This window comes from Chryseobacterium salivictor, from assembly GCF_004359195.1.
GTDB lineage: Bacteria > Bacteroidota > Bacteroidia > Flavobacteriales > Weeksellaceae > Kaistella > Kaistella salivictor.
Genome location: NZ_CP037954.1, coordinates 2,790,527 through 2,814,806 on the forward strand (window position 1 = coordinate 2,790,527; position 24,280 = coordinate 2,814,806).

Annotated in this window: 20 protein-coding genes and 2 tRNA genes; 11 read left to right on the forward strand and 11 right to left on the reverse strand. The window is 38.0% G+C overall.

Going from position 1 to position 24,280, the window contains the following annotated elements; all coding sequences use genetic code 11:
• Positions 1-237: 237 nt before the first annotated feature.
• Both NBC122_RS12670 and NBC122_RS12675 read right to left on the reverse strand, forming a co-directional pair.
• Complete coding sequence (locus NBC122_RS12670; RefSeq protein ID WP_133440728.1) at positions 238-2,625, reverse strand: TonB-dependent receptor; 2,388 nt, start codon at positions 2,623-2,625, stop codon at positions 238-240.
• A 38-nt stretch (positions 2,626-2,663) separates the two neighbouring features.
• On the reverse strand, positions 2,664-3,116 hold the full coding sequence (locus tag NBC122_RS12675; RefSeq protein ID WP_133440729.1) for a DUF420 domain-containing protein: 453 nt from the start codon (positions 3,114-3,116) through the stop codon (positions 2,664-2,666).
• Positions 3,117-3,244: 128 nt separating this feature from the next.
• Between NBC122_RS12675 and NBC122_RS12680 the strand changes: the two genes are divergently transcribed.
• From NBC122_RS12680 to NBC122_RS12690, 3 genes are all read left to right on the forward strand, one after another.
• Positions 3,245-4,297 (forward strand): sensor histidine kinase, encoded by a 1,053-nt coding sequence (locus tag NBC122_RS12680; RefSeq protein ID WP_133440730.1) that lies wholly within the window; start codon positions 3,245-3,247, stop codon positions 4,295-4,297.
• The gene (locus NBC122_RS12685; protein WP_133440731.1) at positions 4,294-5,001 is read left to right on the forward strand and encodes a LytR/AlgR family response regulator transcription factor; all 708 of its coding nucleotides are present in this window, start codon (positions 4,294-4,296) and stop codon (positions 4,999-5,001) included. The genes NBC122_RS12680 and NBC122_RS12685 overlap by 4 nt, the downstream gene beginning before the upstream one ends.
• A 371-nt stretch (positions 5,002-5,372) precedes the next feature.
• Positions 5,373-5,445, forward strand: a tRNA-Met gene (locus NBC122_RS12690).
• Positions 5,446-5,710: 265 nt separating this feature from the next.
• On the opposite strand, the gene NBC122_RS14415 is transcribed toward NBC122_RS12690, so the two are convergent.
• The 4 genes from NBC122_RS14415 to holA form a co-directional block, all read right to left on the reverse strand.
• Positions 5,711-5,795 (reverse strand) — tRNA-Ser (locus NBC122_RS14415).
• Between the two features lie 108 nt (positions 5,796-5,903).
• Positions 5,904-6,269: a fluoride efflux transporter CrcB gene (gene crcB, locus NBC122_RS12695; protein ID WP_133440732.1), complete on the reverse strand. Its 366-nt coding sequence runs from the start codon at positions 6,267-6,269 to the stop codon at positions 5,904-5,906.
• A 144-nt stretch (positions 6,270-6,413) separates the two neighbouring features.
• Complete coding sequence (gene trxB / locus NBC122_RS12700) at positions 6,414-7,355, reverse strand: thioredoxin-disulfide reductase (protein WP_133440733.1); 942 nt, start codon at positions 7,353-7,355, stop codon at positions 6,414-6,416.
• 595 nt (positions 7,356-7,950) lie between these two features.
• Positions 7,951-8,985, reverse strand: coding sequence for a DNA polymerase III subunit delta (gene holA / locus NBC122_RS12705; protein ID WP_133440734.1), 1,035 nt, complete (start codon positions 8,983-8,985; stop codon positions 7,951-7,953).
• 2 nt (positions 8,986-8,987) lie between these two features.
• On the opposite strand from holA, the gene NBC122_RS12710 reads away from it, so the two are divergent.
• From NBC122_RS12710 to NBC122_RS12720, 3 genes are all read left to right on the forward strand, one after another.
• A complete protein-coding gene (locus NBC122_RS12710; protein WP_133440735.1) occupies positions 8,988-9,422 on the forward strand; it encodes a type I restriction enzyme HsdR N-terminal domain-containing protein in 435 nt (144 codons plus the stop codon).
• Between the two features lie 100 nt (positions 9,423-9,522).
• Entirely contained in the window at positions 9,523-10,833 is a 1,311-nt protein-coding gene (locus NBC122_RS12715) for a Na+/H+ antiporter NhaC family protein (protein ID WP_133440736.1), read from the forward strand.
• Between the two features lie 8 nt (positions 10,834-10,841).
• The gene (locus tag NBC122_RS12720) at positions 10,842-11,453 is read left to right on the forward strand and encodes an HAD family hydrolase (protein WP_133440737.1); all 612 of its coding nucleotides are present in this window, start codon (positions 10,842-10,844) and stop codon (positions 11,451-11,453) included.
• A gap of 93 nt (positions 11,454-11,546) precedes the next feature.
• Here NBC122_RS12720 and NBC122_RS12725 read toward each other — a convergent pair whose 3' ends face one another.
• A complete protein-coding gene (locus NBC122_RS12725; protein WP_133440738.1) occupies positions 11,547-11,906 on the reverse strand; it encodes a cupin domain-containing protein in 360 nt (119 codons plus the stop codon).
• A 154-nt stretch (positions 11,907-12,060) separates the two neighbouring features.
• Here NBC122_RS12725 and NBC122_RS12730 point away from each other — a divergent pair, with 154 nt between their 5' ends.
• Complete coding sequence (locus NBC122_RS12730; RefSeq protein ID WP_133441127.1) at positions 12,061-12,804, forward strand: dienelactone hydrolase family protein; 744 nt, start codon at positions 12,061-12,063, stop codon at positions 12,802-12,804.
• 123 nt (positions 12,805-12,927) lie between these two features.
• On the opposite strand, the gene NBC122_RS12735 is transcribed toward NBC122_RS12730, so the two are convergent.
• The gene (locus NBC122_RS12735) at positions 12,928-13,581 is read right to left on the reverse strand and encodes a CoA transferase subunit B (protein WP_133440739.1); all 654 of its coding nucleotides are present in this window, start codon (positions 13,579-13,581) and stop codon (positions 12,928-12,930) included.
• A 126-nt stretch (positions 13,582-13,707) separates the two neighbouring features.
• On the opposite strand from NBC122_RS12735, the gene NBC122_RS12740 reads away from it, so the two are divergent.
• A complete protein-coding gene (locus tag NBC122_RS12740; protein WP_133440740.1) occupies positions 13,708-15,507 on the forward strand; it encodes an ABC transporter ATP-binding protein in 1,800 nt (599 codons plus the stop codon).
• 255 nt (positions 15,508-15,762) lie between these two features.
• A complete protein-coding gene (locus NBC122_RS12750) occupies positions 15,763-16,044 on the forward strand; it encodes a type II toxin-antitoxin system YoeB family toxin (protein WP_133440741.1) in 282 nt (93 codons plus the stop codon).
• A 261-nt stretch (positions 16,045-16,305) separates the two neighbouring features.
• Here the strand turns inward: NBC122_RS12750 and NBC122_RS12755 are convergent, their stop codons facing one another.
• Positions 16,306-17,007: a CoA transferase subunit A gene (locus tag NBC122_RS12755; RefSeq protein WP_133440742.1), complete on the reverse strand. Its 702-nt coding sequence runs from the start codon at positions 17,005-17,007 to the stop codon at positions 16,306-16,308.
• A 454-nt stretch (positions 17,008-17,461) separates the two neighbouring features.
• On the opposite strand from NBC122_RS12755, the gene rplS reads away from it, so the two are divergent.
• The gene (gene rplS / locus NBC122_RS12760) at positions 17,462-17,815 is read left to right on the forward strand and encodes a 50S ribosomal protein L19 (protein ID WP_133440743.1); all 354 of its coding nucleotides are present in this window, start codon (positions 17,462-17,464) and stop codon (positions 17,813-17,815) included.
• 235 nt (positions 17,816-18,050) lie between these two features.
• Here the strand turns inward: rplS and NBC122_RS12765 are convergent, their stop codons facing one another.
• Together NBC122_RS12765 and rpsA are read right to left on the reverse strand one after the other, a co-directional pair.
• The gene (locus tag NBC122_RS12765; protein WP_133440744.1) at positions 18,051-20,645 is read right to left on the reverse strand and encodes a T9SS-dependent M36 family metallopeptidase; all 2,595 of its coding nucleotides are present in this window, start codon (positions 20,643-20,645) and stop codon (positions 18,051-18,053) included.
• Positions 20,646-20,945: 300 nt separating this feature from the next.
• A complete protein-coding gene (rpsA, locus tag NBC122_RS12770) occupies positions 20,946-22,745 on the reverse strand; it encodes a 30S ribosomal protein S1 (protein ID WP_133440745.1) in 1,800 nt (599 codons plus the stop codon).
• A 225-nt stretch (positions 22,746-22,970) separates the two neighbouring features.
• On the opposite strand from rpsA, the gene NBC122_RS12775 reads away from it, so the two are divergent.
• Positions 22,971-24,278, forward strand: coding sequence for a DEAD/DEAH box helicase (locus tag NBC122_RS12775; protein ID WP_133440746.1), 1,308 nt, complete (start codon positions 22,971-22,973; stop codon positions 24,276-24,278).
• The last annotated feature ends 2 nt before the right edge of the window (positions 24,279-24,280 follow it).

Here is a 24,280-nt window from a genome sequence, read left to right on the forward strand (position 1 = left end):
GATTAGTTACTTTTAATATATTGGTAAATTCATGGACATCTTCTATGACGGTGACCACAGGAAATATTCGGCAGTGGCGAAAACCAATTGAAATAAAAAAGTGCGGAGAAAAAATTTGAATTTTCCCCGCACGTCAATTGCGTTATGGATATCTGGAATCAGTAATAAAAATATTTTTATTCTGCGCCTTTTTAAGTGTAACGTTTAATGATCACGCTGTAATCCCAACATCTTTACCTAAAATTCAAATATAAACCCAAAATACGGCAGCGGAGAAGACCGTTTGATCTGTTCATAATGGAAATTATAAACCTGCTCATCTTTCGGTGCATTTGGATTATGTATGATGCCATTCCCGCTCGCGTCCCGCTCTAAACCAATGACAGGCAAAGCACTTGGATTGTCGGATCCGTAAACATTCACCACATCTACATAGAAAGTCAACTGCCATTTGTTGAAAATCCATTTCTTTTCTACGCGGATATCCAACTGATGAACCAGATTTCCGCGAAGGGTGTTGAGTTGGCTGTAATCTGAAACCGGTCCGTTCGTAATATTCCAGTTGTACACGAGTTCACTCCTGTTGATATCATACGGTGTTTGCGGAAAACCACTTTGCATGCGGAATCTTGCACCGATATTCCAGTTTCTTTTAAAATATTTTCCACCGGTCAAGGATAAAATATGTCTGCTGTCCCAACTTGATGGTAATAAATCGCCTTTTGCATCACTAAATTTAGAATAACCGAAAGTGTAAGAAGCAATTCCGTAAAAATCATTGACGGTTCTTTTTTGCGCTAGAACTTCCACGCCATACGTTTCACCAGTTCCGCGACTGTCTAGAGGTTCGGTTCCCACCACACCAAAATCACCGCCAAGATTGGCCAGCGAAATTTGATTTCTTAATGAGAACGGATAGTTGCGGTATTTTTTATAATACCCTTCTAAAGTAATGCGCAGATTATCTTTACCGTTAAACTCAAAACCAGTGACGACCTGCGTGTTTTTGATATATTTCAAAGTATTTTTATTCACCAGATTCCCGTTTTGCTGAAAACCTAACGCCGTGTAAGTCGGCAACATATAATAGATTCCGGCATTGGCATTAAAGGAAAACTGCTCGGCAAACAGATACCTCAAAGAAGCTCTGGGAGAAAACTGTTCTAAAGGATTATTGGTAAGCTCAGAATAATTGCTGGCATCTAAACGGAATCCGGCAGAAACTTCCATCTTATTGTCAAATAATTTTTTTGCGCCCTGAAGATACAATCCGTACTGAAACAGATCGAGATCAGAATCCGACTGATCGGTAACCGGTCCGTTTTGAGTAACGGTTTTTACAAACGACCGGTTGGTAAAATTGGAGAAATTAAGATGGGCACCCGAGCTTAGTTTATAATCCGCAATCCGGAAATTACGGTCCACCCGGATTTTATTTTCACTCTCCTGGGAATGATAATCCAGCAGTAAATTCTCCGGAATTTCTATATTTTTAAAATATTTGGTGGATTTATTATCGAGCATATTTCGGCTCCAGGTAAAAAGCCAGTTCCCGTTTTCTACCAAATGACGGTATCCCGTTCCGATGGTATAATTCCATTGTGGGGAAACCGGCAACCTTTCAATTAATGTTTGATTGTACAGAGATTCATTGGCTTTTTCATTAAATTTAAATTCATCAAGCGCGCCTAAACCCAGAAAATAAAGTTCATCACCCGATCGGAATTTTTTAGAAATTTTAAAAGTAGCATCGCTGTAAGACGGTAAAAACGGAAGTCCCATCGCTTTAAATAAAAACTGAAGATTGGATTTCCGTGCGCTGAAAAGTCCGGTCCAGGATTGATCTCTGGAAAGTGGGCCATCGGCCATCAACTGAATATCATCAAAACCCACCACTCCTTTATAACCGATTTTATCTTTTCGGGCCTGTTTTAAATTAAATTCAAAAAGCGAAGATAAAGCACCGTTTCGGTTGGCTGGAAATGCACCGCTGTAAAAATCGACATCTTTAATAAAATCAATGGTCAGGATTCCTTTTGGCCCGCCACTCGCACCCTGAGTCTGAAAATGGTTGATCACCGGAACTTCAATTCCATCGACGTAAAATTTGTTTTCGGCGGAAGAACCACCGCGGATAAACAAATCATTTCTAAAAGTCGCTGTGGTGCCCACTCCCGGAAAAGAAAGAATTGCTTTCGAAATATCCCGGTTGGAACCCGCATTTTTCTGAACTTCTTCACTTGTAATATTCCGCAGAGAAAGCGGACTTTCGGCCGTAGATTTATAGGCTTTTTTGGAAATGACGACCTCATCAATATTCGCCGTTGACAGTTTGGTAAGCCCAACCGAAAAACTTAGATTTTGATTCGGCAGAACATCGATATCCTTTAAAAGTCCTTCTGAATAACCTTCCGAAGAAACTTGAAACTGATAAACCCCTACCGGAAGATTGGATAATGATACATTTCCGTCGCCCCGGAATTGAATGTCCGTAGCGTTTACCGTTACCGTTGCAGAAAGCGGTTTCTTGCTGAAATCGTCATATACATTAATGTTGATGCTTCCGGTTTGTGCAGAAAATAGGGACGCAAATAATAGTGCGAATAATAAAGATAATTGATTCATAAAGAAATTGATCTATTTTTTTTTAAATATAAGAAATGTTAAATGAAATCGAGGGTCATTAAATACACGACAAACGCTGTAAATCCAGTGTAAACCAACCCTATAAACACGGCAATTCCCAGTCTTTTGTGAGACACCGAAAATTTTCCGGGCAGTGTTTTTTTAAATTTCCGACGGGACTTTATCATCAGAAAAGTCCATAAAATATAGGTGAGCACTGCACCGGTAATGTGAGCGGCGAGAAGGGTTTTAAAAACCGGATTATCGGCATGGGAACTGTCTTTGAACATGCTTCCCGAGCCACCCGAAAAACGGATGAGCAACTCCAACACCAGAACCGCCGCGATGCAGAATACATACACAAGCGTTTGTATTTTTTTATGGGTTTTATAATCTTTCTCTCTTGCTTTTTTAATGGCGTAATAACTAAAAGCCGGCGCGAGAAGCGTTATGACCAAAACGCCCGTCATAATGAAAACGGTTAAACTCATGAATATTTATTTAATGCTGCAAAAATGCAACTAAGAAACAAGGAATTCAAATTTATTAGACGAACCGGCAGTTTTTCGGGACGAATTTTTTGTTAATACGGAAAAAAAATGATGTAATTTGCATCATCGTGAATCAACTGAATATCCTTAAAAAATCTTTACCTCCCGTTCTCGCGTGGCTTTCACTGGCAATTATTTTGTTGGTGCTGGTTCCATTGGCTTATCCGGTGAAATTACCGCTGGAATATCATTTTTATAACTTCATCTTATTTTGGATTCTTTTTGGGGTTTATTATCTGAATGTGAATTTCCTTATCCCGATCATTTACAAAAAATACGGCCTCATTTCTTATCTCGGAAGTATTATCATCATTGGGATTGTTACGATTTTCTTCATGGATGAGATCCAAAATGCACTCCAAATCCGGCAATTAATTCATCAAAGATTAAATCCGAATGAACCCTACGTTCGAAAAAGAAACGTTTTTATTTACTTCTACATCATTATTTTATTAGCCATTATTTTACTTTCGGGAATAATTTTGCAGTTGGTGAGAAAATGGAACCGGGAAGAGAAAAACAACAGTATTCTTCGGGAAGAAAAGGCTAAAGCAGAATTAATGACTTTAAAAGCCCAGATTCATCCGCACTTCTTCTTTAATACCCTCAATACGATTTATGCCCTCTCCCATTCCGATGTCCCGCAATCTCAGGAAGCTTTGCTGAAACTTTCAAAAATGATGCGTTTCGCAATGAATGAAGAAAACCGCGAAAAGGTAAAACTGCAGGAAGAGATGGAGTTTATTAAAAATTATCTCGATTTAATGAAGCACCGCTTGCCAACTAACGTAGGTTTTAAAGCTGATATTTTAGACGTAAAATCCGATATAGAAATCGTTCCCATGATTTTACTGACCTTTATCGAAAACTGTTTCAAACATGGAATTACGACGGAAAAACCATGCGGAATCAGCATTGAAACGCAACTGAAAGGCACTACATTTACGCTGAAAACGCAGAATGACATTTTTGAAAACAAGGCAAACGCTCTTGATTCTTCAGAAATTGGAATCGACAATACCGTCAGGCGTTTAGATATCTTATATCCGCAAAATTACACCTACCGATCCCACAAAGAAAACGGAACCTATTATTGTGAACTGCAAATCAATCTGAAATGAAAATACGCTGTGTTGCCTTGGATGATGAACCTTTAGCACTGAAACTGCTTTCAGAATTCCTTTCAAAAATCGAGTTCTTACAGCTGGAAGCCTCATTTTCTTCCACGCCGGACGCTTTGAAATACATTTCTGAAAAAGAGATTGACTGTATTTTTCTGGATATTGAAATGCCCGGTTTAAACGGAATCGACCTGAGTAAAATCTTAAATAATTTTACAAAAAAACCCGAAATCGTTTTCGTAAGCGCTTATGGGAAATATGCAGTCGACGGCTTTAAACCGGATGGAGCCGATTTTCTGCTGAAGCCTTACAGTTTTGAAGAATTAAAAGACGCCGCCCAAAAAGTGTTGAATTCCATTGAATTCAAAAACACCAAAACGACCGATGATTCTTTCTTTATTAAAATTGATGCGCAACAGGTCAAACTGATCTCATCTGAGATTCTGTATATCGAAAGCATGCGGGATTATGTGAAAATCTACACCAAAAACCGCGATGTCCCGTATATTCCTTTGATGACTTTAAAAAAAATTAAAACCGTTTTAAACGGGAAATATTTTCTGCAGATCAACCGCTCCCAAATCATCAACATTTCAAAAATAAGTGCTTACGGAAAAAACAGCCTGACCGTGACAGGAAAAAAATTTGCAGTAACCGGGAAATTTCAGAAGGAATTTGAGAGGCGTAAACTGACTTTTGTATAATACATTTGGCATTCAACGCCGCGTCTTTATTGCTCATCCCAATGAAGTCCACCAGAATCGTCACCATAACGAATTCTAAAATAGAGATCCGGTCTTTTATCCCCAGCAGGATACTGATTTATAAAAACCTTTTAAAACGCTGTCATAAAATAGTTTTCCGACCTTGATTTGGGCTTCATTGCGGAGGTATAAAAATTAAAACACACCGATTTTAAATTGGAAGTTTTTTTGGAAATCTATAAATCAGCCCTTTACCTTCGTTTTTGCTCCACCAATCTAAGAACGCTGAATAAAATCCATGGAACGACGATTAATTTTTCAGTTTTTAAAATTGTTTAGAAATTAAATGTTGTATATTTGCACCATAATAACGCGGGGTAGAGCAGTAGGTAGCTCGTCGGGCTCATAACCCGGAGGTCGCACGTTCGAGTCGTGTCTCCGCTACTAAACAAAGAGAATCAAAAAATTGGTTCTCTTTTTTTGTGTGTTCTTTTTGTTTTATGTTTGAATGATCAATGCTGCGTAATTTTTCAGCCATTTTAACAAATCATTTTTTCCTTTTCAGATGATCCAAAATTTTTGCTTAGTCCCAAGTTTTGATGCCGATCCTCCTTTTTAAATTTTCAGATTATCCAAATTTTCGGAATCCGGCTCGGAAAGAAATTTCCATAAAAAAATCCCTATAAGTATAAACTTATAGGGATTTGTGCGGAGAACTAGGGATTCGAACCCCAGGACCTGTTACAGTCAACAGTTTTCAAGACTGCCGCAATCGACCACTCTGCCAGTTCTCCAATGAAATTGATTTCTCTTTTTCAGTGGTGCAAATATAAAGACCTTTTATATATTGACCAAATTATTTTTACAAAAAAGTTTTAAATCCTTCATTATCAAAGGGAAAATTAATTCTTAATGACTTGCAAACCCAGATAAACAGCGGCTAAACCCACCATAACACTCAATAAAATATAAAATATCAATATCGGATAGTGCCCACTTTGCCATAATGAATAGCTTTCGGCGGAAAAAGTAGAGAAGGTGGTGAACCCTCCACAAAATCCGGTAATCAACAGAAACTTCAAATAATTATCTACTTTTATGAAATAAGATGTAAGCACGCCGATCAAAAAACAACCAATCATGTTCACCAAAAAAGTACCCATCGGAAAGGAATTGATATTCCATAACTTCTGGGTATAGTTGGAAACCAGGAAACGCAGTACGCTTCCCAATCCTCCTCCTATGAATATGTAAAATAGATTTTTCATTTTTAAGTAACCATCCAATGCCCGATCTTAAAAGTCTCTGCCCGGCAAAAAAAATGTCCGCCCACACACTTGGCTCCTTTTACTTGGCTTTCTTTACTTTTACTTGGCTCTTTTTACTTTTTACTTGGTTCATTTCACCCGACTCTACGCCAGTTCGCCTAAATACTTCTCCGCATCCATAGCAGCCATACAACCACTACCTGCCGCAGTAATCGCCTGTCTGTACTGACTGTCCTGCACATCACCCGCCGCGAAAACTCCTGGTAAATTCGTTTTCGTTGAACCTGGAAGCGTGTTGATATATCCGTTCTCGTCTAAATTGATCTGACCTTTGAATATATCTGTATTCGGTTGGTGTCCGATTGCGATAAAGATGCCGTGAACATCAATTTTTGAGGTCTCCTGAGTTTGATTGTTAATCACCACAGCTCTTTCAACCAAAGAATTTTCGCCTTCAATTCCGGTCAGTTCGTGATTGAATAACACTTCGATATTCGGGGTATTGCTCACGCGGTGAATCATCGCTTTGGAAGCACGGAAATGGTCTTTTCTCACCAGCATTGTAACTTTGCTGCACAACTTTGCCAGATAAGTAGCTTCCTCCGCTGCGGTATCTCCTGCTCCAACAACAACAACTTCTTTGCCTTTGTAGAAAAATCCGTCACAGGTTGCACAGGCAGAAACTCCTCCACCGGAATATTTTTTCTCGTCATCCAGGCCTAAATATTTTGCAGTCGCACCGGTAGAAATAATGACGGATTTGGCCCAAATTTCTTTTTTTCCTGCCCAAAGCTTGTGAATCCCACCAACTTCCTGAGAAAATTCAGCTTTGGTAATCATTTCGTAATGAACTTTGGTTTCGAATCTTTCGGCTTGTTTTTGCAGATCCATCATCATTTCGGGACCGGTAATTCCGTTCGGATATCCAGGAAAATTGTCAACTTCGGTTGTGGTCGTTAATTGTCCGCCTGGTTCAAGACCAGTGTATAACTCAGGTTTCAAGTCGGCTCTGGCCGCATAAATCGCAGCAGTAAAACCGGATGGTCCGGAACCTACGATGACGCAGTCTAAAATATTGTCTTCCATTATTTAAAATTAGATTTAAAATTGAATTTTTAAAGTTTTCAAAAATCGGGATTTATTTCGGGTTATCGAATTATTTGGCGATGAATTTTTTCGATGACTGAAAATGCGGGATCATTTTGCATTTGAAATTACTTTAATAAAAAGCGTTTAAAAGTAAGAATGCAAAAAAAGAGGAATACTTTCTTAGAAACAGACTAGATATATTATAAACACATAAGACACATTAGTTTCTAATATTTTCATTAGAAAAAAGGACACATTAGTTGGAAAATCAAAGATTTTCTTAACTCATCCCGTTTTGGGAACGGGACAAGTTGTGAACTGATGTGACTTATTTATTTTTAGTTTTACTCAACTTATGTCTTAAAAATAAAAATAGTTTTTAAAACTAAACAGGCTCTAAAAGAAAACTTTCTAATCATGACATGAAAAAATCTTGTTAAAAAATCCCAACCGCGACCCGACCTGAATGGAGCTCTTTTTGCGGAACGAAGTGGAATAAAAAAGCGGGAATGGAGGGCGGAAATGTCGCCCCCAAAAAAAATATAAAGTAAACATTCGACGCAGTCAAATAGTCGCCCAAAAAAGATAGATACTAAGTCTGAACTTTGTATTGGTCGATATGCAAAATTTTGTAAACCATCTCTTTCAGCAATTCACCGTCGGTCATATTGATGGCGCCCAGTCCTTTGCTTTTGAGGTCGATTTCGCGTAAAATAGAAACAGCCCGTGTACAGTTTTTGAGATTATAAAAACGTGCCGCTTCCGCAAAATCTTTCAGAAAATAAGGATTGACGCCCATTACAGAAGCCTGGCTTTGTGGCGATTCTGCTTTCATGGTGTGAAAAATAATGAGGTTCGAAAAGAAATTATACAGATTTCCCGTGGTCATCACCAGGGAATGCGTCTTTGATTTCCCCATATAATGCGCGATTTTGAAGGCACCAAATTCGTCTTTTTTTCCCAGCGCTTTGATAAGTTCGAAAACGTTGAAATCTTTGCTGATACCGATATTTGTTTCAATCGTCTTTTCGTCGAGGATTTCACCTTCTTTCAAAATCATTTTCAGTTTCTGCAGTTCATTGGAAATCCGCGATAAATCGGTACCCAAATATTCGGCAAGCAAAGTTGGAATATTCGGTTTGGCTTTTAGTCCCGCGGTTTTAAGTTCAGAATCAATCCATTTTGCAATATTGTAATCTTTGACTTTTTCACTAAGAAACAGCATCTTTTTCTGCGTCAAAGTTTTGACAAATGCTTTCCGTGCATCTACTTTTTTGTATTTATAAGCGATAATTAAAACCGTAGATTCCACGGGGTTATCGGCGTAAGCCAACAACGCTTTGCTTTCAGCTTCAGTGAGGATAATATCCTGGGCTTCTTTTACGATAATCACTTGCCGGTCGCCCATCATGGGAAACTGCCTCGCCAGAGAAAGTACCTCAGCAAACGTGGTGTCTTTTCCGTACACTACAGTTTGGTTAAAGGCTTTTTCATCTTCCGTTAAAACATCGTTTTCAAATGATTTTAAGGCAACGTCCATAAAATAGGGTTCTTCGCCATGAAAAAAATAAATAGGCAAAAGCTCTTTATTTTTAATATTTTTGAGGATTAAATCTAATTCTTTCATAAATGGAACTTCCGAAACTGAATTTTAATGAGGATTTTGACTTTCAAATCAAGAGAGACAAAGATAAGTTTTTTATTTATGATCTGGTACGCAAATCCTGGCTTCTGCTCACGCCGGAAGAGTGGGTACGGCAACATTGGGTGCATTATTTTCACCTGACAAAACGCAGAAACTTATCGTCTTTGATTTTAGAGAAAAAGCTGGTGTTGAATGGAACCACAAAGAGAATAGATCTTTTGGTGACCGAAAAAACGGTCGCTAAAATCCTGGTTGAATGCAAAGCACCCCATATTAAACTGACCGAAAAAACCTTCGAACAAACAGCACGATACAATTCCGTTTTAGATGCAGAAGAAATTATTTTGAGCAATGGTTTGCAGCATATTTCCGCGAAGTTTGTTGATGGAAAATATGAATTCTACAAGGGTGAATTTTAAAGCTCATTTCTTTCCGATGCTATTTTCACCATCAATCCTGACTATTGTTATAACATAAACATTGTTTGCTTTTTGACATTTTGAACCTTAGTTTTGCACCATGACAAAAACAAACGGCACTTTTCTCTCTATTTTACCCTTGCTCCTCTTTGTAGGAATTTTTTTAGGATTCGGAATTTACAATCAGGATTTTTATGCTTTGCCCTCTCCCATCGCTGCTTTGATCGGAATTGTTTCCGCCTTTGTTTTGCTGAAAGGAAAAGTGAATGAAAAAATCGATACTTTTTTGAAAGGTTGTGGCGATGGTAAAATTCTGACCATGTGTATTATTTACCTTCTGGCAGGCGCTTTTGCAACGGTTTCGAAAGCCACGGGAAGCGTTGATACCATTGTGAACTTAGGTTTGAATTATATTTCGGCGGCGTATTTTCCGGTGGGGATTTTTGTGATAGCCTCATTTCTGTCTTTTGCGTCAGGGACGTCGGTGGGTTCCATCGTAACTTTGGGCCCGATTGTTATTGACCTGGCAGAAAAAAGCGGTTCTCCCTTAGGATTAATTGGTGCCGCTTTGCTTTCGGGAGCCATATTTGGCGATAATCTTTCGGTGATTTCAGACACGACGATTGCTGCGACACAGAGCTTGGGCTGCGAAATGAAAGATAAATTCCGGGTCAATTTCAAACTCGCTTTACCTGCGGCAATACTAGCCATTATTATTTTAATTATTATCGGATTTAATCAGGAAGCGACCTCTGTTGTAATGGAACAAAAGGATTTTAATTTTATGCTGATCCTTCCCTATTTGCTCGTTATCACACTTTCTATTATTGGGATTAATGTCTTTGTCGTGCTCTTTTCAGGATTGCTTTTTGCGGGCGTTTTAGGAATGGGTTACGGAACTTTTGGCCTGATGGATTTTGCCAAAAGCAGTTATGAAGGTTTTACCAGCATGACCGAAATCTTTCTGCTTTCGCTTCTTACCGGCGGTTTAGCAGCTTTGGTAGAACGGGCGGGCGGAATTAATTTTCTTTTAAGAAACATTAATAAAATCATCAATTCCAAAAAAACGGCTTTATTAGGAATTGGCGGATTGGTAACGGTGGCGAATTTCTGTGTCGCCAATAATACGATCGCCATTCTAATCTCCGGCAAAGTCTCCAAAGAAATTACCGAAAAATACGGGCTGAAACCTCAGGAAAGTGCTTCCGTTCTCGATATATTTGCATGTTATGTTCAGGGAATTATCCCGTATGGCGCGCAGATCTTGATTCTGATTTCTCTCAGCGGTTTCAAAATGAGTTATACCGATTTGGTTTTAAATTCTTTTTATCTGCATCTATTACTGGCAATTACTTTGATCTCGATATTAGTCAGAAAAAAAACTTCTGCCGTAACACCAATGACAACTTAAATTAAAATATGGCAATTAAAAATATTATTTTCGATTTCGGCGGCGTGGTGATGGATTGGAATCCGCGCTATTTTTTCAAAGATCATTTTAAGGATGATGAAAAGATGGAACATTTCCTCAAAAATATCGCAACCGATGAATGGAATGCAGAACAGGACCGCGGACGGACTTTAGCCGAAGGAACGGAAATCCAGGTGGCCAAACATCCGGAATGGGAAAAAGAAATCCGGGCTTATTACGACAACTGGACGACCATGTTGAAGTCAGAAATCCCACATAACGTCGCTGTTTTACGAAAACTGGAACATTCTAAATATCATCTTTTTGGCTTGACCAACTGGTCGGCAGAAACCTTTCCTTACGCATTGGAAAATTATGATTTCTTTAAGATCTTTCAGAACAAAATCGTAGTTTCCGGAACGGAAAAACTCATTAAACCAGATCCAACTATTTGGGAAGTTTTACTGGAACGGTATAAAATCAAAGCTGAAGAATCAGTCTTTATTGATGATAATGCCAAGAATATTGAATTGGCGAAAAGTCTGGGATTTATCTGCATTCATATCAAAAATGATACAGATTTAGAAAAGGAATTAAGAGATTTGGGAGTGGCGTTTTAGTTTCAACTCACCCCTTATAACGAAAATAAGAAGTGACGAAACTTTATAAATTAGAGTTTCTTCACTTCTTTCTCATTATTAAAACTACGATTATTATTCTTCCCGATTCACCAAATCCATCGAAAATGCAGGCATGCAGATGGCCAGATAATCACAGGGGTTTTCAAACGGATTGCTGTACCGAACGCGCGCGCCTTTTTCAATCAGAATGCTTTGTCCGGTTTCTAAAACGACGGTTTCACCATCGATTACAAACTGCTTTTTCCCTTTAATGATATAGGTAAATTCATCGAATTCGGGGGTTTGAAAAGGTTCGCTCCAGTTGGGCGGTGCCACCATGTGAGCTATGGAAATATCAGAATTCCCGGTGGAATTTCCCCAGATTTCTTCAATGAGTTTTCCGTCTGTTGTTGGAACAACGAAAGGTGATTTTTGAATTTTATATTTTGACATAAAGAAGTTTTAATAGTGATTCAAAATTACGAATTAATCTTTTCCTTTCCGAAATCCAAAACTGAAAATAAAAATGATTCAGAAAGTCTATGAGGAATTCAGATGAACATTCGGTTCATTATATGTAAATTTATCCTTAATAAAATTTAAAATGATGATACGATCCTTATTATTAACAGCAACAATTATGGTTTCAAGCAGTTTATTCAGTCAAAAAATGAACACCGTTTCTTATCAGGACGGAACTCAAAAACTCAGCGGTTTGGTTACCTCAAATGCAGGAAAAAAACTGCCCGGAGTTTTGATTTTACCGGCGTGGAAAGGTATTGATGATGAAGCGAAAGCCGCTGCATCCGATTTGGAAAAACAGGGTTATATTGCCTTCATTGCAGATATCTATGGCGAAGGAAACCATCCGAAAGACAATGCGGACGCCGCAAAAATTGCGGGTTCCTACAAGCAGAATTATGAAGCGTACCAGAAAAGAATTGCTCTGGCCTTAGACCAATTGAAAAAAAACGGAGCGATTCCTGAAAAAATCGCGGTGATCGGCTACTGTTTTGGCGGAACAGGCGCTTTGGAAGCAGCGCGCGGAAATCTTCCCGTTGCAGGGGTTGTTTCTATTCATGGCGGTTTAGGAAAGGACCAGGCCCGAAAAAACGGACCGATTGCTGCCAAGGTGTTAGTTGAAAATCCGGCTGACGACCAAAGTGTAACTCCGGAAGCTTATAACAGTTTGATCAAAGAAATTAAGGAAGGAAAAGCCGATTGGCAAATCATCACTTACGCCAATTCTAAACATACTTTTACGAATCCGGAATCGCCGGATTACAATCCGGTGATGGCGAAAAGAGCGTGGAATCATACTTTGATGTTTTTGAAAGAGATTTTAAAATAAGGAAAACGCTTAGCTTTATTTTTTTAACTTCAAAAATTTTCATTCTTCTTTTATTTAATAACTTAAAAAAAATCCTTTTCAAAAAATTATTGAAAAGGATTTAATATAAAGATTTGATTTGGTCTAAAACTGCATTTCAGGAATTTCTCCGTCGATGATTAAATCGGCCTCCGTAGATTTTATAATTTGTTCCACAGAAACGCCGGGTGCTCTTTCTAAAAGTTTGAAACCATTTGGTGTAACTTCTAAAACAGCCATTTCCGTCACTACTTTTTTCACGCAGCCTACTCCGGTTAAAGGTAATGTGCATTTTTTAAGGATTTTACTTTCGCCTGCTTTATTCACATGCATCATGGCAACAATAATATTTTCGGCAGAAGCCACAAGATCCATCGCGCCACCCATTCCTTTCACCATTTTTCCGGGAATTTTCCAGTTGGCGATATCGCCGTTTTCGGAAACTTCCATAGCGCCGAGAATGGTTAAATCTACTTTTTTGCTTCTGATCATGCCGAAACTGAACGCCGAATCAAAGAATGATGCGCCGGGAAGTGTGGTGATGGTCTGCTTTCCGGCATTGATTAAATCCGGATCTTCTTCACCTTCGAAGGGAAACGGTCCCATTCCGAGGACCCCGTTTTCACTTTGAAATTCTACCGAAAGATCGTGAGAAACGAAGTTCGCAACCAAAGTCGGAATTCCTATTCCGAGATTCACGTAATAACGGTCTTTCACTTCTTTGGAAATTCTTTGGGCGATTTGTTCTTTTGTAAGCATGATAAAAACTTTGACTGCAATTTAAATAAATTTCATTTCATATAAAAATGAGATTGATCCAATCGATGAGATTTCGCAAACAATCAGAATTATATCAGTAGTTTTGCACCTTATTATTTTACAAAAATGAAAACGCTTTTACATTATTTAAAACCTCATAAATGGTTGTTGATTATATCTTTATTTTTGGCCACCATCAATCAGGTATTCTCCCTGTTTGGTCCTGCGATTACGGGAAATATCCTCGATCAGCTCGTCACGCATCCGAACTTTTTTGACAAAGAAAAACTGTTGCCCAGAAATTTAGATGAATATTTTTATGGATCTGATCTTTATCACGGGGTCTTCTATTTTCTCGGACTTTTGATCGGAACGGCGATGGTAAGCCGAATTGCCAAAGCTTTTCAGGATTATGTCGTCAACGTGATTACCCAAAAATTCGGAGCCAATATTTTCACCGATGGATTACAGCATTCCATGGCACTTCCCTACCAGGAATTTGAAGACCAGAGAAGTGGTGAAACGCTTTCTATTTTAACGAAAGTTCGGGAAGATTCAGTGAAGTTTATAACGAATTTCATCAATATCTTTTTCGGGATTCTGGTGAGTATTATTTTCGTTTCTGTTTATGCGATCCGCCTTCACTGGTCCATTATGCCGGTATATGTGGTGGGAATTCTAATTATCTCTTTCATCACCAATTTACTCAGCAAAAGAATTAAAAATATTCAGAAAACAATCGTTGCCGAAACCAACAGTTTAGCCGGAAGCACAACGGAAAGTCTGCGAAATATCGAAATCGTAAAAAGCTTGGGCTTAACGAAACAGGAAGTGAAACGCCTGAACAGCAATACCTACAAAATTTTAGGATTGGAATTACGAAAAGTAAAAAGCATCCGTTCTTTAAGTTTTATTCAGGGAACGATGGTGAATTTTCTGCAACAGATGATTACGTTCACGTTGCTGTTTCTGATCTTTAAAAACATCGTAACGCCGGGACAATATTTATCCTTAATGTTTTACGGATTCTTTATTTTCGGACCGATGCAGGAAATCGGGAATATTATTATCTCTTATCGCGAAGCACAGGCTTCACTAAATAATTTCGATATGCTGATGAAAAAACCGGCAGAACAGAAACCGCAAACACCGAAAAAAATCGGTGCGATTGAAAAACTGGCTTTCAATCATGTCTCTTTTCAGCACCGCTCTGCTTCCTATAAAGCTTTGAATAACATTTCTTTTGAAGTGAAAAACGGTGAAACGATCGCATTTGTTGGTCCAAGTGGTTCGGGAAAAAGTACGTTGGTGAAATTGCTGGTCGGATTGTACCGCCCTAAAGAAGGAACTATTTTCTATAATAATATCAACGGGAATGAATTTGATTTCGATGAACTGAGAAATCAGATCGGTTTTGTCACGCAGGATACCCAGCTTTTTGCCGGAAGCATCAAAGAAAATCTCCTGTTTGTAAATCCGGATGCGACGGAAAAAGACTTAGAAATGGCTTTGAAAAAATCCAGCTGTACCGCCTTAATCCAAAGAGCCGAAAAAGGAATAGAAACCATCATCGGCGAAGGGGGTTTTAAATTAAGTGGCGGCGAAAAACAGAGAATTGCCATCGCACGCGCTTTACTCAGAAAACCGCATTTGCTGATTTTCGATGAAGCGACATCGGCTTTAGACAGCATTACAGAAGAAGAAATCACTTCTACGATTATCGATGTTTCGAAAGAAAAAGAGCAGATCACGGTTCTCATCGCGCACCGGTTAAGCACCATTATGCACGCCGACCGGATTTATGTTTTGGAAAAAGGACAGGTTATCGAGACCGGTTCTCATGAAGATCTACTGATTGAAAAAGGGTTGTATTATGCGATGTGGAGACAACAGATTGGGGAAAGGAAAGTTGTGGAGAGTGTTTAAAAATTTTGTAATTTTAAATAAAGAAATCAAAATTATATAACCTTGTAAAAAATAGGATTATGGACAACATTTTAATCACCCCTAAAAACGAAAAGCAATTGAATTTGCTCAAATTATTGCTTGAAGAAATGAAAATTCAGTTTAGATACGAAAAAAATTAAATTGAATCTATAAATCCTGAGCTCGAAAAAAAAATAAACGAAGCTCGACAAGAAAAAAAGAAGGAAAACTATTAACCATTAATCCCAAAAAAATATGGGAAAGTATATAGTTCAACTTTCAAAAAGAGCTTTGAAGGATTTGAAAGCCATTAAAAAATCGGGCAGAAAATTGGATATGGAAAAGGTGCAAACTTTTCTCATTGAATCAGAAGAGCATCCACGAACCGGCGCAGGTTCGCCAGAACAACTAAAGTACCATGACGGCGAAGTTTGGAGCAGAGAAGTTAATAAAAAAGTTCGCTTTGTGTATGAAATTTTTGAGGAAGAAGTTTCTGTTACGCTTATACAATCTTTGGGGCATCACAACGATAAGTAAAGTTTTCTGATTAAAAACCTCCACTCCTTAACTTTAGAAAAATGATTCTCACGAAAATTTGTTGGTCGAAAAAAGTTTGTCTTACGCGATGGGGAGACAGCAGATTGGGGAAAGGAAAGTGATTTTAAACTAGATATTAAAAATACCGACTCCAATTCACTTTTTCACAAAAAAGATAGACTAGAGCCTATTCTTATAAAAACTTTGCCAAAGTTCGGAACTTTGGCAAAGTTAATTTATAAAGAGAACTCTTCGGAGATTCTAATTTCGTTTCCTTACCGTTCGCTGCTCAATTCTTTTTTCGAACTTTTCTCCCTGAAAAATTCTTTGAACCATAATTCCGGGAATATGGATTTCGTTGGGATCAAGTTGTCCGGGTTCTACGAGTTCTTCTACTTCAGCAATCGTGATTTTTCCGGCACCAGCCATGGGCGCATTGAAATTTCGGGCGGTTCCTTTGAAAATTAAATTTCCTGCGTGATCGCCTTTCCAAGCTTTTACAATGGAAAAATCGGCTTTATAAGCGTGTTCGAGAATATGCATTTTACCGTCAAAATCTTTGGTTTCTTTTCCTACCGCGACTTCAGTTCCGTAACCTGCAGGCGTATAAAATGCGGGAATTCCACATTGTGCGGCGCGGCATTTTTCGGCCAAAGTTCCCTGGGGCGTAAGTTCTACCTCGAGTTCACCGGAAAGCATCTGTCTTTCGAATTCGGCATTTTCGCCGACGTAAGAAGCGATCATTTTTTTGATCTGCTTTTTCTGCAATAATAATCCCAGACCGAAATCATCAACGCCGGCATTATTGGAAATACAGGTAATATCTTTTACATTGCTTTCTACCAAAGCATTAATTGAATTTTCAGGAATTCCGCAAAGTCCGAATCCTCCGACGATTAAGGTCATTCCGTCGCTGATTCCGGCGATGGCTTCCTGTACGTTTTTTACTCTTTTATCAATCATTTTAAAATTGTTTTTTAATTTGATCCTGTTACTTTCAGACCATTAAGGTATTCGGGATCTGCCAGAACTGACCACAATTACTTTCCTTTTTTAAGGGCTGTTAAATTTAACAATTTTTTCGGAACTTTTCACCCTTTGGAAATCTTTGATTTTCAGCATAAAACCTCATTTAAGGGATGGAAGCGGCATTCTTTTTTTATGGAAGGAGAAGGAAGCGCAAAAAAACAGAACGTACAGCCCGACCTGAGTGAGGAAATAGAGTTTCGTTTTCTGACGGGAGGTAATGACCAGGCGAAGGGCGCCCAAGAAGAGTAAGGTCAAGAAAGTGGTTATTTATTTTTTGTAAAGTGTTGGTAGATTGTATTTTTTGTCTTATTTTTGCAGCCTGTTAATCAACCTCTGACGAAAGGCGTGAACGTTGTTTAGCTTGACAAAAATATTTTTTATAAAAAAAATGGATTTATTACAGTACGTACAGGACAAGTACATTGCAAAAAAAGAATTTCCTAAATTCAAAGCCGGTGATACCATCACTGTGTATTACGAAATTAGAGAGGGTGCTAAAACCAGAACCCAGTTCTTTAAAGGAGTTGTTTTGCAGATTAGAGGAACAGGAGGTACCAAAACTTTTACCATCAGAAAAATGAGTGGTGATGTTGGAGTACAGAGAGTTTTCCCTATGAACATGCCAGCTTTGCAAAAAATTGAAATCGACAGAAGAGGTAAAGTAAGAAGAGCGAGAATTTTCTACTTCAAAAACCTTAGAGGTAAAAAAGCGCGAATTAAAGACGCTTCTTACAAAAAGTAATTCAATTTACGATATTAGAAAAACCCATCAATTTATTTTGATGGGTTTTTTATTGCTGTAATGCCAAGATACATTCTTCTCTTATCTTATCTTCCAAAATCATTAAAATCACTAAACCCTAATTCAAAAATCGATTTGAAATAATTCCTTTAGAAATAATGAGAAAACTGAACCGTTTTTGCATAAAAAAAACCGCCCTGATCTGACAGGACGGTATAAAAATATTAATTACATATTATTTTTTTATCATCAATTTAGAAGAGTAATTTACTCCTAAACCTGTAACTTTCACTACATAAACTCCATTTGGAAGAGCCTGTGTCTTTACTGCATCGCTGGAAGCAATTTTCTGGCTGGAAACTAATTTTCCTGAAGCATCATAGATTTCAACACTTATTTTTCCTAAGATATTCTTCGCCGGTTTGATGAAGAATTCGTCTTTCGCAGGGTTTGGATAGATGCTCATTGCATTATCAGCTGAAACATTACTTGTTGCCAAGTTCTTACATTCTTCAGGTACATCATAATCTTCAACTTGATCCATAATACTTAATTTTGAACCAGCAGAAGCATTAACTCCTAACCCTCTCTTCGCAAAAGTCTCCCAAATCATACATTTATCTGCACCACCTGTTGTGGCAAGTTCTGCTTTTAAAATAGCATTTCTTCCGTCGATAAAAGTTGGGCTACAAGGCTGTAATTTCAAACCATCAACAACAAGTTGTAATACTCTTGTACTGCCGTTGGTTTTATTTGCCATTACATCAGAAGAATATCCATATTTTTCTACATATTTCCAATGGAGATCCCACAGCATCGTTGCCCAAACGAACCCAATTGAATGAACTAATGGATCAGCATCGGTTCCCATTCCATTGGTATTTGCATACGTAAAACTATTGATACCAAAATTAGGAGAATATTTTGCAGGACGGAGTCCACCTCCGGTAATGGGCTCAGAATTTACAAAAGTTGCGATTCCTCTTGGAATATCTTTGGTATCGCCAGTACGGTTTGTCAACATTAAAGCAAAGAAATCGGACCAACCTTCACCCATCTGTTCTGTTGACCCAGCGGGTGTCAAACAAGAAAAACCATCACCGGTTAATCTATTGGAAATTCCATGGCCATATTCATGAATAACAATTCCGTTGTCAAAACTTCCATCTTTTGTTTTTTGGGTAGATGCATCATACTTCAAAGTAACATTCACATTTTTTGTAGCTAATAAATTCTTAATATAAAGCCCTTCATCATTTTCAATTAAAACTGATGGAATTTTAATAGTAGAATCAGTTCCTCCCATACCCGATGTTGGCGTAGAGTCTGGTAAATTATATATGATTGCTGCAGTTGCACCGGCATCTTGAGCTATTTTCACCTTCACGGTAAATCCGCAAGTTCCTCTTTCTATCAAACCAATTTTACCCGTAAGTGATCCTGCAGGAAGAGGTGTACACCCATCCGCAACTGAGGCTATTTTCACATCACCGGTTACCCCGGCAACAGTTAAACTGGGTCCAAAAGTGGTTGAAACTACGTTGGGTACAGTTCTACCAATCGCTTCTGAAGGCGAATTATAAAAAACCCTATTGACTATAGAACCATCGAAAAGATACATCTGCATTCTTGGTCTGCTTCCATCAGAGGGTGTATAAAAATTAGCGTTATTTCGACCGCCTCCATCTTGCGCTTCCGCTTGAACATAATCATTCTGCTGACCACCTTTTCCAAAGTTATAGGCCTGAAAATTTCTGGCCGTTTCAGTAAAACCTAAACGATAGAAAATATCATGAACTTTATTATTGATGTAAAATAAATTGGTAATAGACGCATTTAGGTTAAAAGCCGCAATATCTTCCATAATAGGGAAATCGAAAATTCGGTTCGTGCCGCCATCGGCATACGCTCCAGCAGTATTACTCTTCGCCATGTCGTCATAAGCCATCACGTTGTTCCCGCGGGTTGTATTGTAATTGCCGACGTAAGTTCCGCCTGAGATAGAGTGCCACCCTTCTGGAGAGGCATCTAAAAACCAGGGATTACTTACTACTGAACGATTGCCGTGGTTTGGACTTTCTAACGGCAAAGCAAACACATTGTAGCTTGCGCTATTGGGCGCTAAAGCGATAGGACCTATCATTACAGTCTCATCACTGAATTTTTCTGAAAAACCAACGGGCAAATGGGAGGAATAATCATGGTGAAAAGCATCGTGGTTAAAAGTACAAGAAAGTGTTAAATTATCTTTCCTCAAAATCTCTCCGGTCATTGCATCTGCAAGCACATCCCAGTAATTTGAAGTTCCTTTTTCCTCAAAAATAAACTCATAGCATAATTTCAACTCACTGCTGTCCTGCGTTTGAAAATAGATCAGTCTGTTTTTCACCGTAGGAATCCCATCTTTATCGCTTTCATTAATTCCTATTATTTGATACTGGGATGGATTCTTTAAACCTAATTTCTGTGCCGCATTTGCGAAAGCAATAGGGCCGGCAACTGCCGAAGTGGGCTTAGCTGCACCTGAATAATTATTTTTGAAATCATCTTCATAATAGGTTACTTTTGATTCTTTGATTAAAGCGGTTCCTAATGCATTATAAACAGGGATTCCATTATAAGTCTGTTGGATTTTCACCACATCGCCTTTCATTGAGGTAGAAAAATCTTCACTAATGATCTCGAAGTTCTTTAAATCAGTTTTCATGAAATTATTCTGTGCAGAAATATGACTTTGAATAATCGTCTTAAAATCCTGCGAATTCGCATTCCCAAAAGAAAACAGGAAGCATACGGCCGCAATCTTCAAAGGTAAATTTCTATTTTTCATATATATTATTTATTTGTCGCCGAATTTATAAAAAAAATAGACATATTTTAAATTTTTAACACAAAAACACCAATAACGTTCACTTTAATTTTAAATATGCATGCAGGTTCCTGTGGATCAGATAGTAATTCGCGGCTGTAAATATAGATCTTCATCGATTTTAGCACCTTGAAGGACAAACTCACACATAACCTAAGAAATAATTCTGCGAAAAATGAAATCAGTAAGAGTATTAATATATTTGCAAAAAAAATGAGCTGTCTTTCGACAGCTCAAATTCTATAGTTTGAAAATCAAGGCTTATTTACCTTCCATTTTCTTTTTCAATTCTGCTAAAACATCTAAATCACCAAGAGTTGATTTTTCTTCGTTGTTTGAAGAACCTGTTGATTTGTTAGATGAAGTATTAGATGATGCCTCTCTTACATTTTTCTTTTCTTCGTCTCTGAAGATTCCTGTATGAGAAACCACTACTCTTTTGAATTCTTTGTTGAATTCGATCACTTTGAAATCAGCGCTTTCTCCTTTCTTGATTTTAGATCCGTCTTCCTTCTCTAATAATCTTGATGGACAGAATGCTTCAACTTCCAGATCTTCGAACTGAACCTGAGCTCCTTTGTCGAAAACTTCAGTTGCTGTTCCTGCGTGTACAGTTCCTTCAGCATATTTAGTTTCAAATTTATCCCAAGGATTCTCCTGTAACTGTTTGTGACCTAAAGATAATCTTCTTGCTGCTGTATCTAATTCTAGAACTACAACTTTCAATTGATCTCCAACTGCACAGAATTCTGATGGATGCTTGATTTTCTTAGTCCAAGAAAGATCAGAAATATAGATTAGTCCGTCGATACCTTCTTCCAGTTCTACGAATACACCGAAGTTAGTAAAGTTTCTTACTGTTCCTGTGTGCTCTGAACCTACCGGATATTTAGCTTCGATATTCGACCATGGGTCTTGGCTTAACTGCTTCATACCCAAAGAGATTTTTCTGTCTTCTCTGTCTAAAGTTAAAACTTCTGCTTCAACTACATCTCCTACTTTTACGAAATCACCAGCACTTCTTAAGTGAGTTGACCAAGACATTTCTGAAACGTGAATTAAACCTTCAACACCTGGAGCAACTTCTACGAATGCACCGTAATCAGCAAGTACTACTACTTTACCTTTTACTTTGTCTCCAACTTTCAAGTCAGCAGAAAGAGCATCCCAAGGATGAGCTTCTAATTGCTTCATACCTAACTGGATTCTTGTTTTCTCATCATCAAAATCAAGGATTACCACTTTCACAGTCTGTCCGTCTTCCAGGATTTCTGATGGGTGATTCACTCTGCTCCAAGAAAGATCGGTAATGTGGATTAATCCATCTACACCTCCTAAGTCAACGAATACACCGTAAGAAGTAATATTCTTAACAGTACCTTCTAATACCTGACCTTTTTCTAACTGAGCGATGATCTCTTTTTTCTGACCTTCGATATCTGCTTCGATTAACGCTTTGTGAGATACGACAACGTTTTTGAATTCCGGGTTGATTTTCACAACTTTGAATTCCATTGTTTTACCTACGAACTGATCGTAATCTTTAATTGGTTTCACGTCGATTTGAGAACCTGGTAAGAATGCTTCAATACCATGAACATCTACGATCATACCTCCTTTTGTTCTTGATTTTACAAAACCATTAACGATTTCTCCAGTTTCGTGAAGTTCGTTAACTCGATCCCAAGCTTTCAGGATTCTGGCTTTTCTGTGAGATAATTGTAATTGACCTGATTTATCTTCTCTTCTGTCAACCATTACTTCAACCTCATCACCTGCTTTAAGCGCTGGATTGTAACGGAATTCGTTTAAAGAGATTACTCCTTCAGATTTGAAGTTGATGTCAACAATCGCTTCTTTGTCAGTAAGTCTTACAACTTTACCGATAAGAACGTCGTTGTCCTGAAGATTGTTAAGAGATCCATTATAGATTTCTTCCAGATCACTTTTCTCCTGTCTGGATTCTGCATCTAGACCTGATTCAAATGAATCCCAATCAAACTGTTCTGGAGCTACGTTTTGGTTCAAAAGAACCTCTGCTTTGTCTGTCGTTTCTGACATAATTAAATAATTTGTATTCTTTATCTTTCAATATCTGGCTTAATGTGGTTGTTTGAAAAATACAGAAGATGTTAGTTGTTAATGTTTTACCTTAGCCAAATGCTTCCACAAAAAGTGGTGCAAAATTACGCTATTATTTTACAATACCTATTATTATCAATGAAATTTATGATGATTTTATGATAAAAAAAGACTTTAATAAATGCATTCCCTTACCTTTGCAAAATGGAATTACAGACAATTTATCAAAACCTGCAGATTCAGGATCTGAATCAAATGCAGAAAACGACTTATAAAGCTTCAGAAAACAACAAAGACGTTATTCTTCTTTCGCCTACAGGATCAGGGAAAACACTGGGTTTTCTATTTCCCGTTTTAAGAAATTTAAAGAGAAACACCACCGGAATTCAGGCGATTATTTTAGTACCGTCCAGGGAATTAGCACTACAGATTGAGCAGGTTTTCAAAAGCATGGGCACCGATTACAAAGTTACGGTTTGCTACGGCGGTCACGATAAAAAAATAGAAGTTAACAATTTAATTGAAGCTCCTGCACTATTAATAGGAACACCGGGCAGAATCGCTTATCATTTAAAAAATAACAATTTCGATCCTTCCACCATTGAAACTATGGTTTTAGATGAATTTGACAAATCGCTGGAATTTGGTTTTCATAATGATATGAGTTTCATCATTAATGAAATGCCCAATCTTTCGCAAAGAATATTGACTTCTGCCACCGCAATGCCGGAAATCCCGGAATTCACCGGAATCGAACGTCCTGAAAAGGTTGATTTTCTGAAAGTTTTGGAAATAAAACCAGATTTTCAACTGAGGAAAGTAATGACTACTTCAGAAGAAAAGTTAGAAACGCTATTTACTTTACTATGTAAAATCGGGAATAAAAGAACCCTCATTTTTTGCAACCACCGGGACGCGGTCGACCGTATTTCGGAACTACTCAAGGAAAAAGGAATCTCACGAGAAACCTTTCACGGCGGAATGGAACAAGATGAAAGAGAACGTGCTTTGCTCAAATTCAAAAATGATTCTTCCCGTATTTTAATCACCACCGATCTAGCTTCCAGAGGTTTAGATATTCCTGAAGTGGAATCGATTGTCCATTATCAATTGCCTCCGAAAGAAGACGCGTTCGTTCACAGAAACGGACGGACTGCCAGAATGAACGCAAAAGGTTTTGTCTATTTAATAATGACAGAGGATGAAAATTTCCCTTTCATTAAAAAAAACACACCCGAAGAAATTCTTACCCAGGATTATAAAATGCCGGCTAGAACGCCTTTTCTAACCATTTATATCAGCGCTGGAAAAAAAGATAAAGTAAATAAAGTGGACATCGTAGGTTTTTTAATTAAAAAAGGAGAACTGCAAAAAGAGGATATTGGACTGATTGAAGTAAAAGACACTACTTCTTATGTCGCGGTAAACAGGCAAAAAGTGGTTGCTTTGCTAAAAAAATTAGAAAACCATAGACTGAAGAATAAAAAACTGAAAATCGAAATTGCTTATTAAAA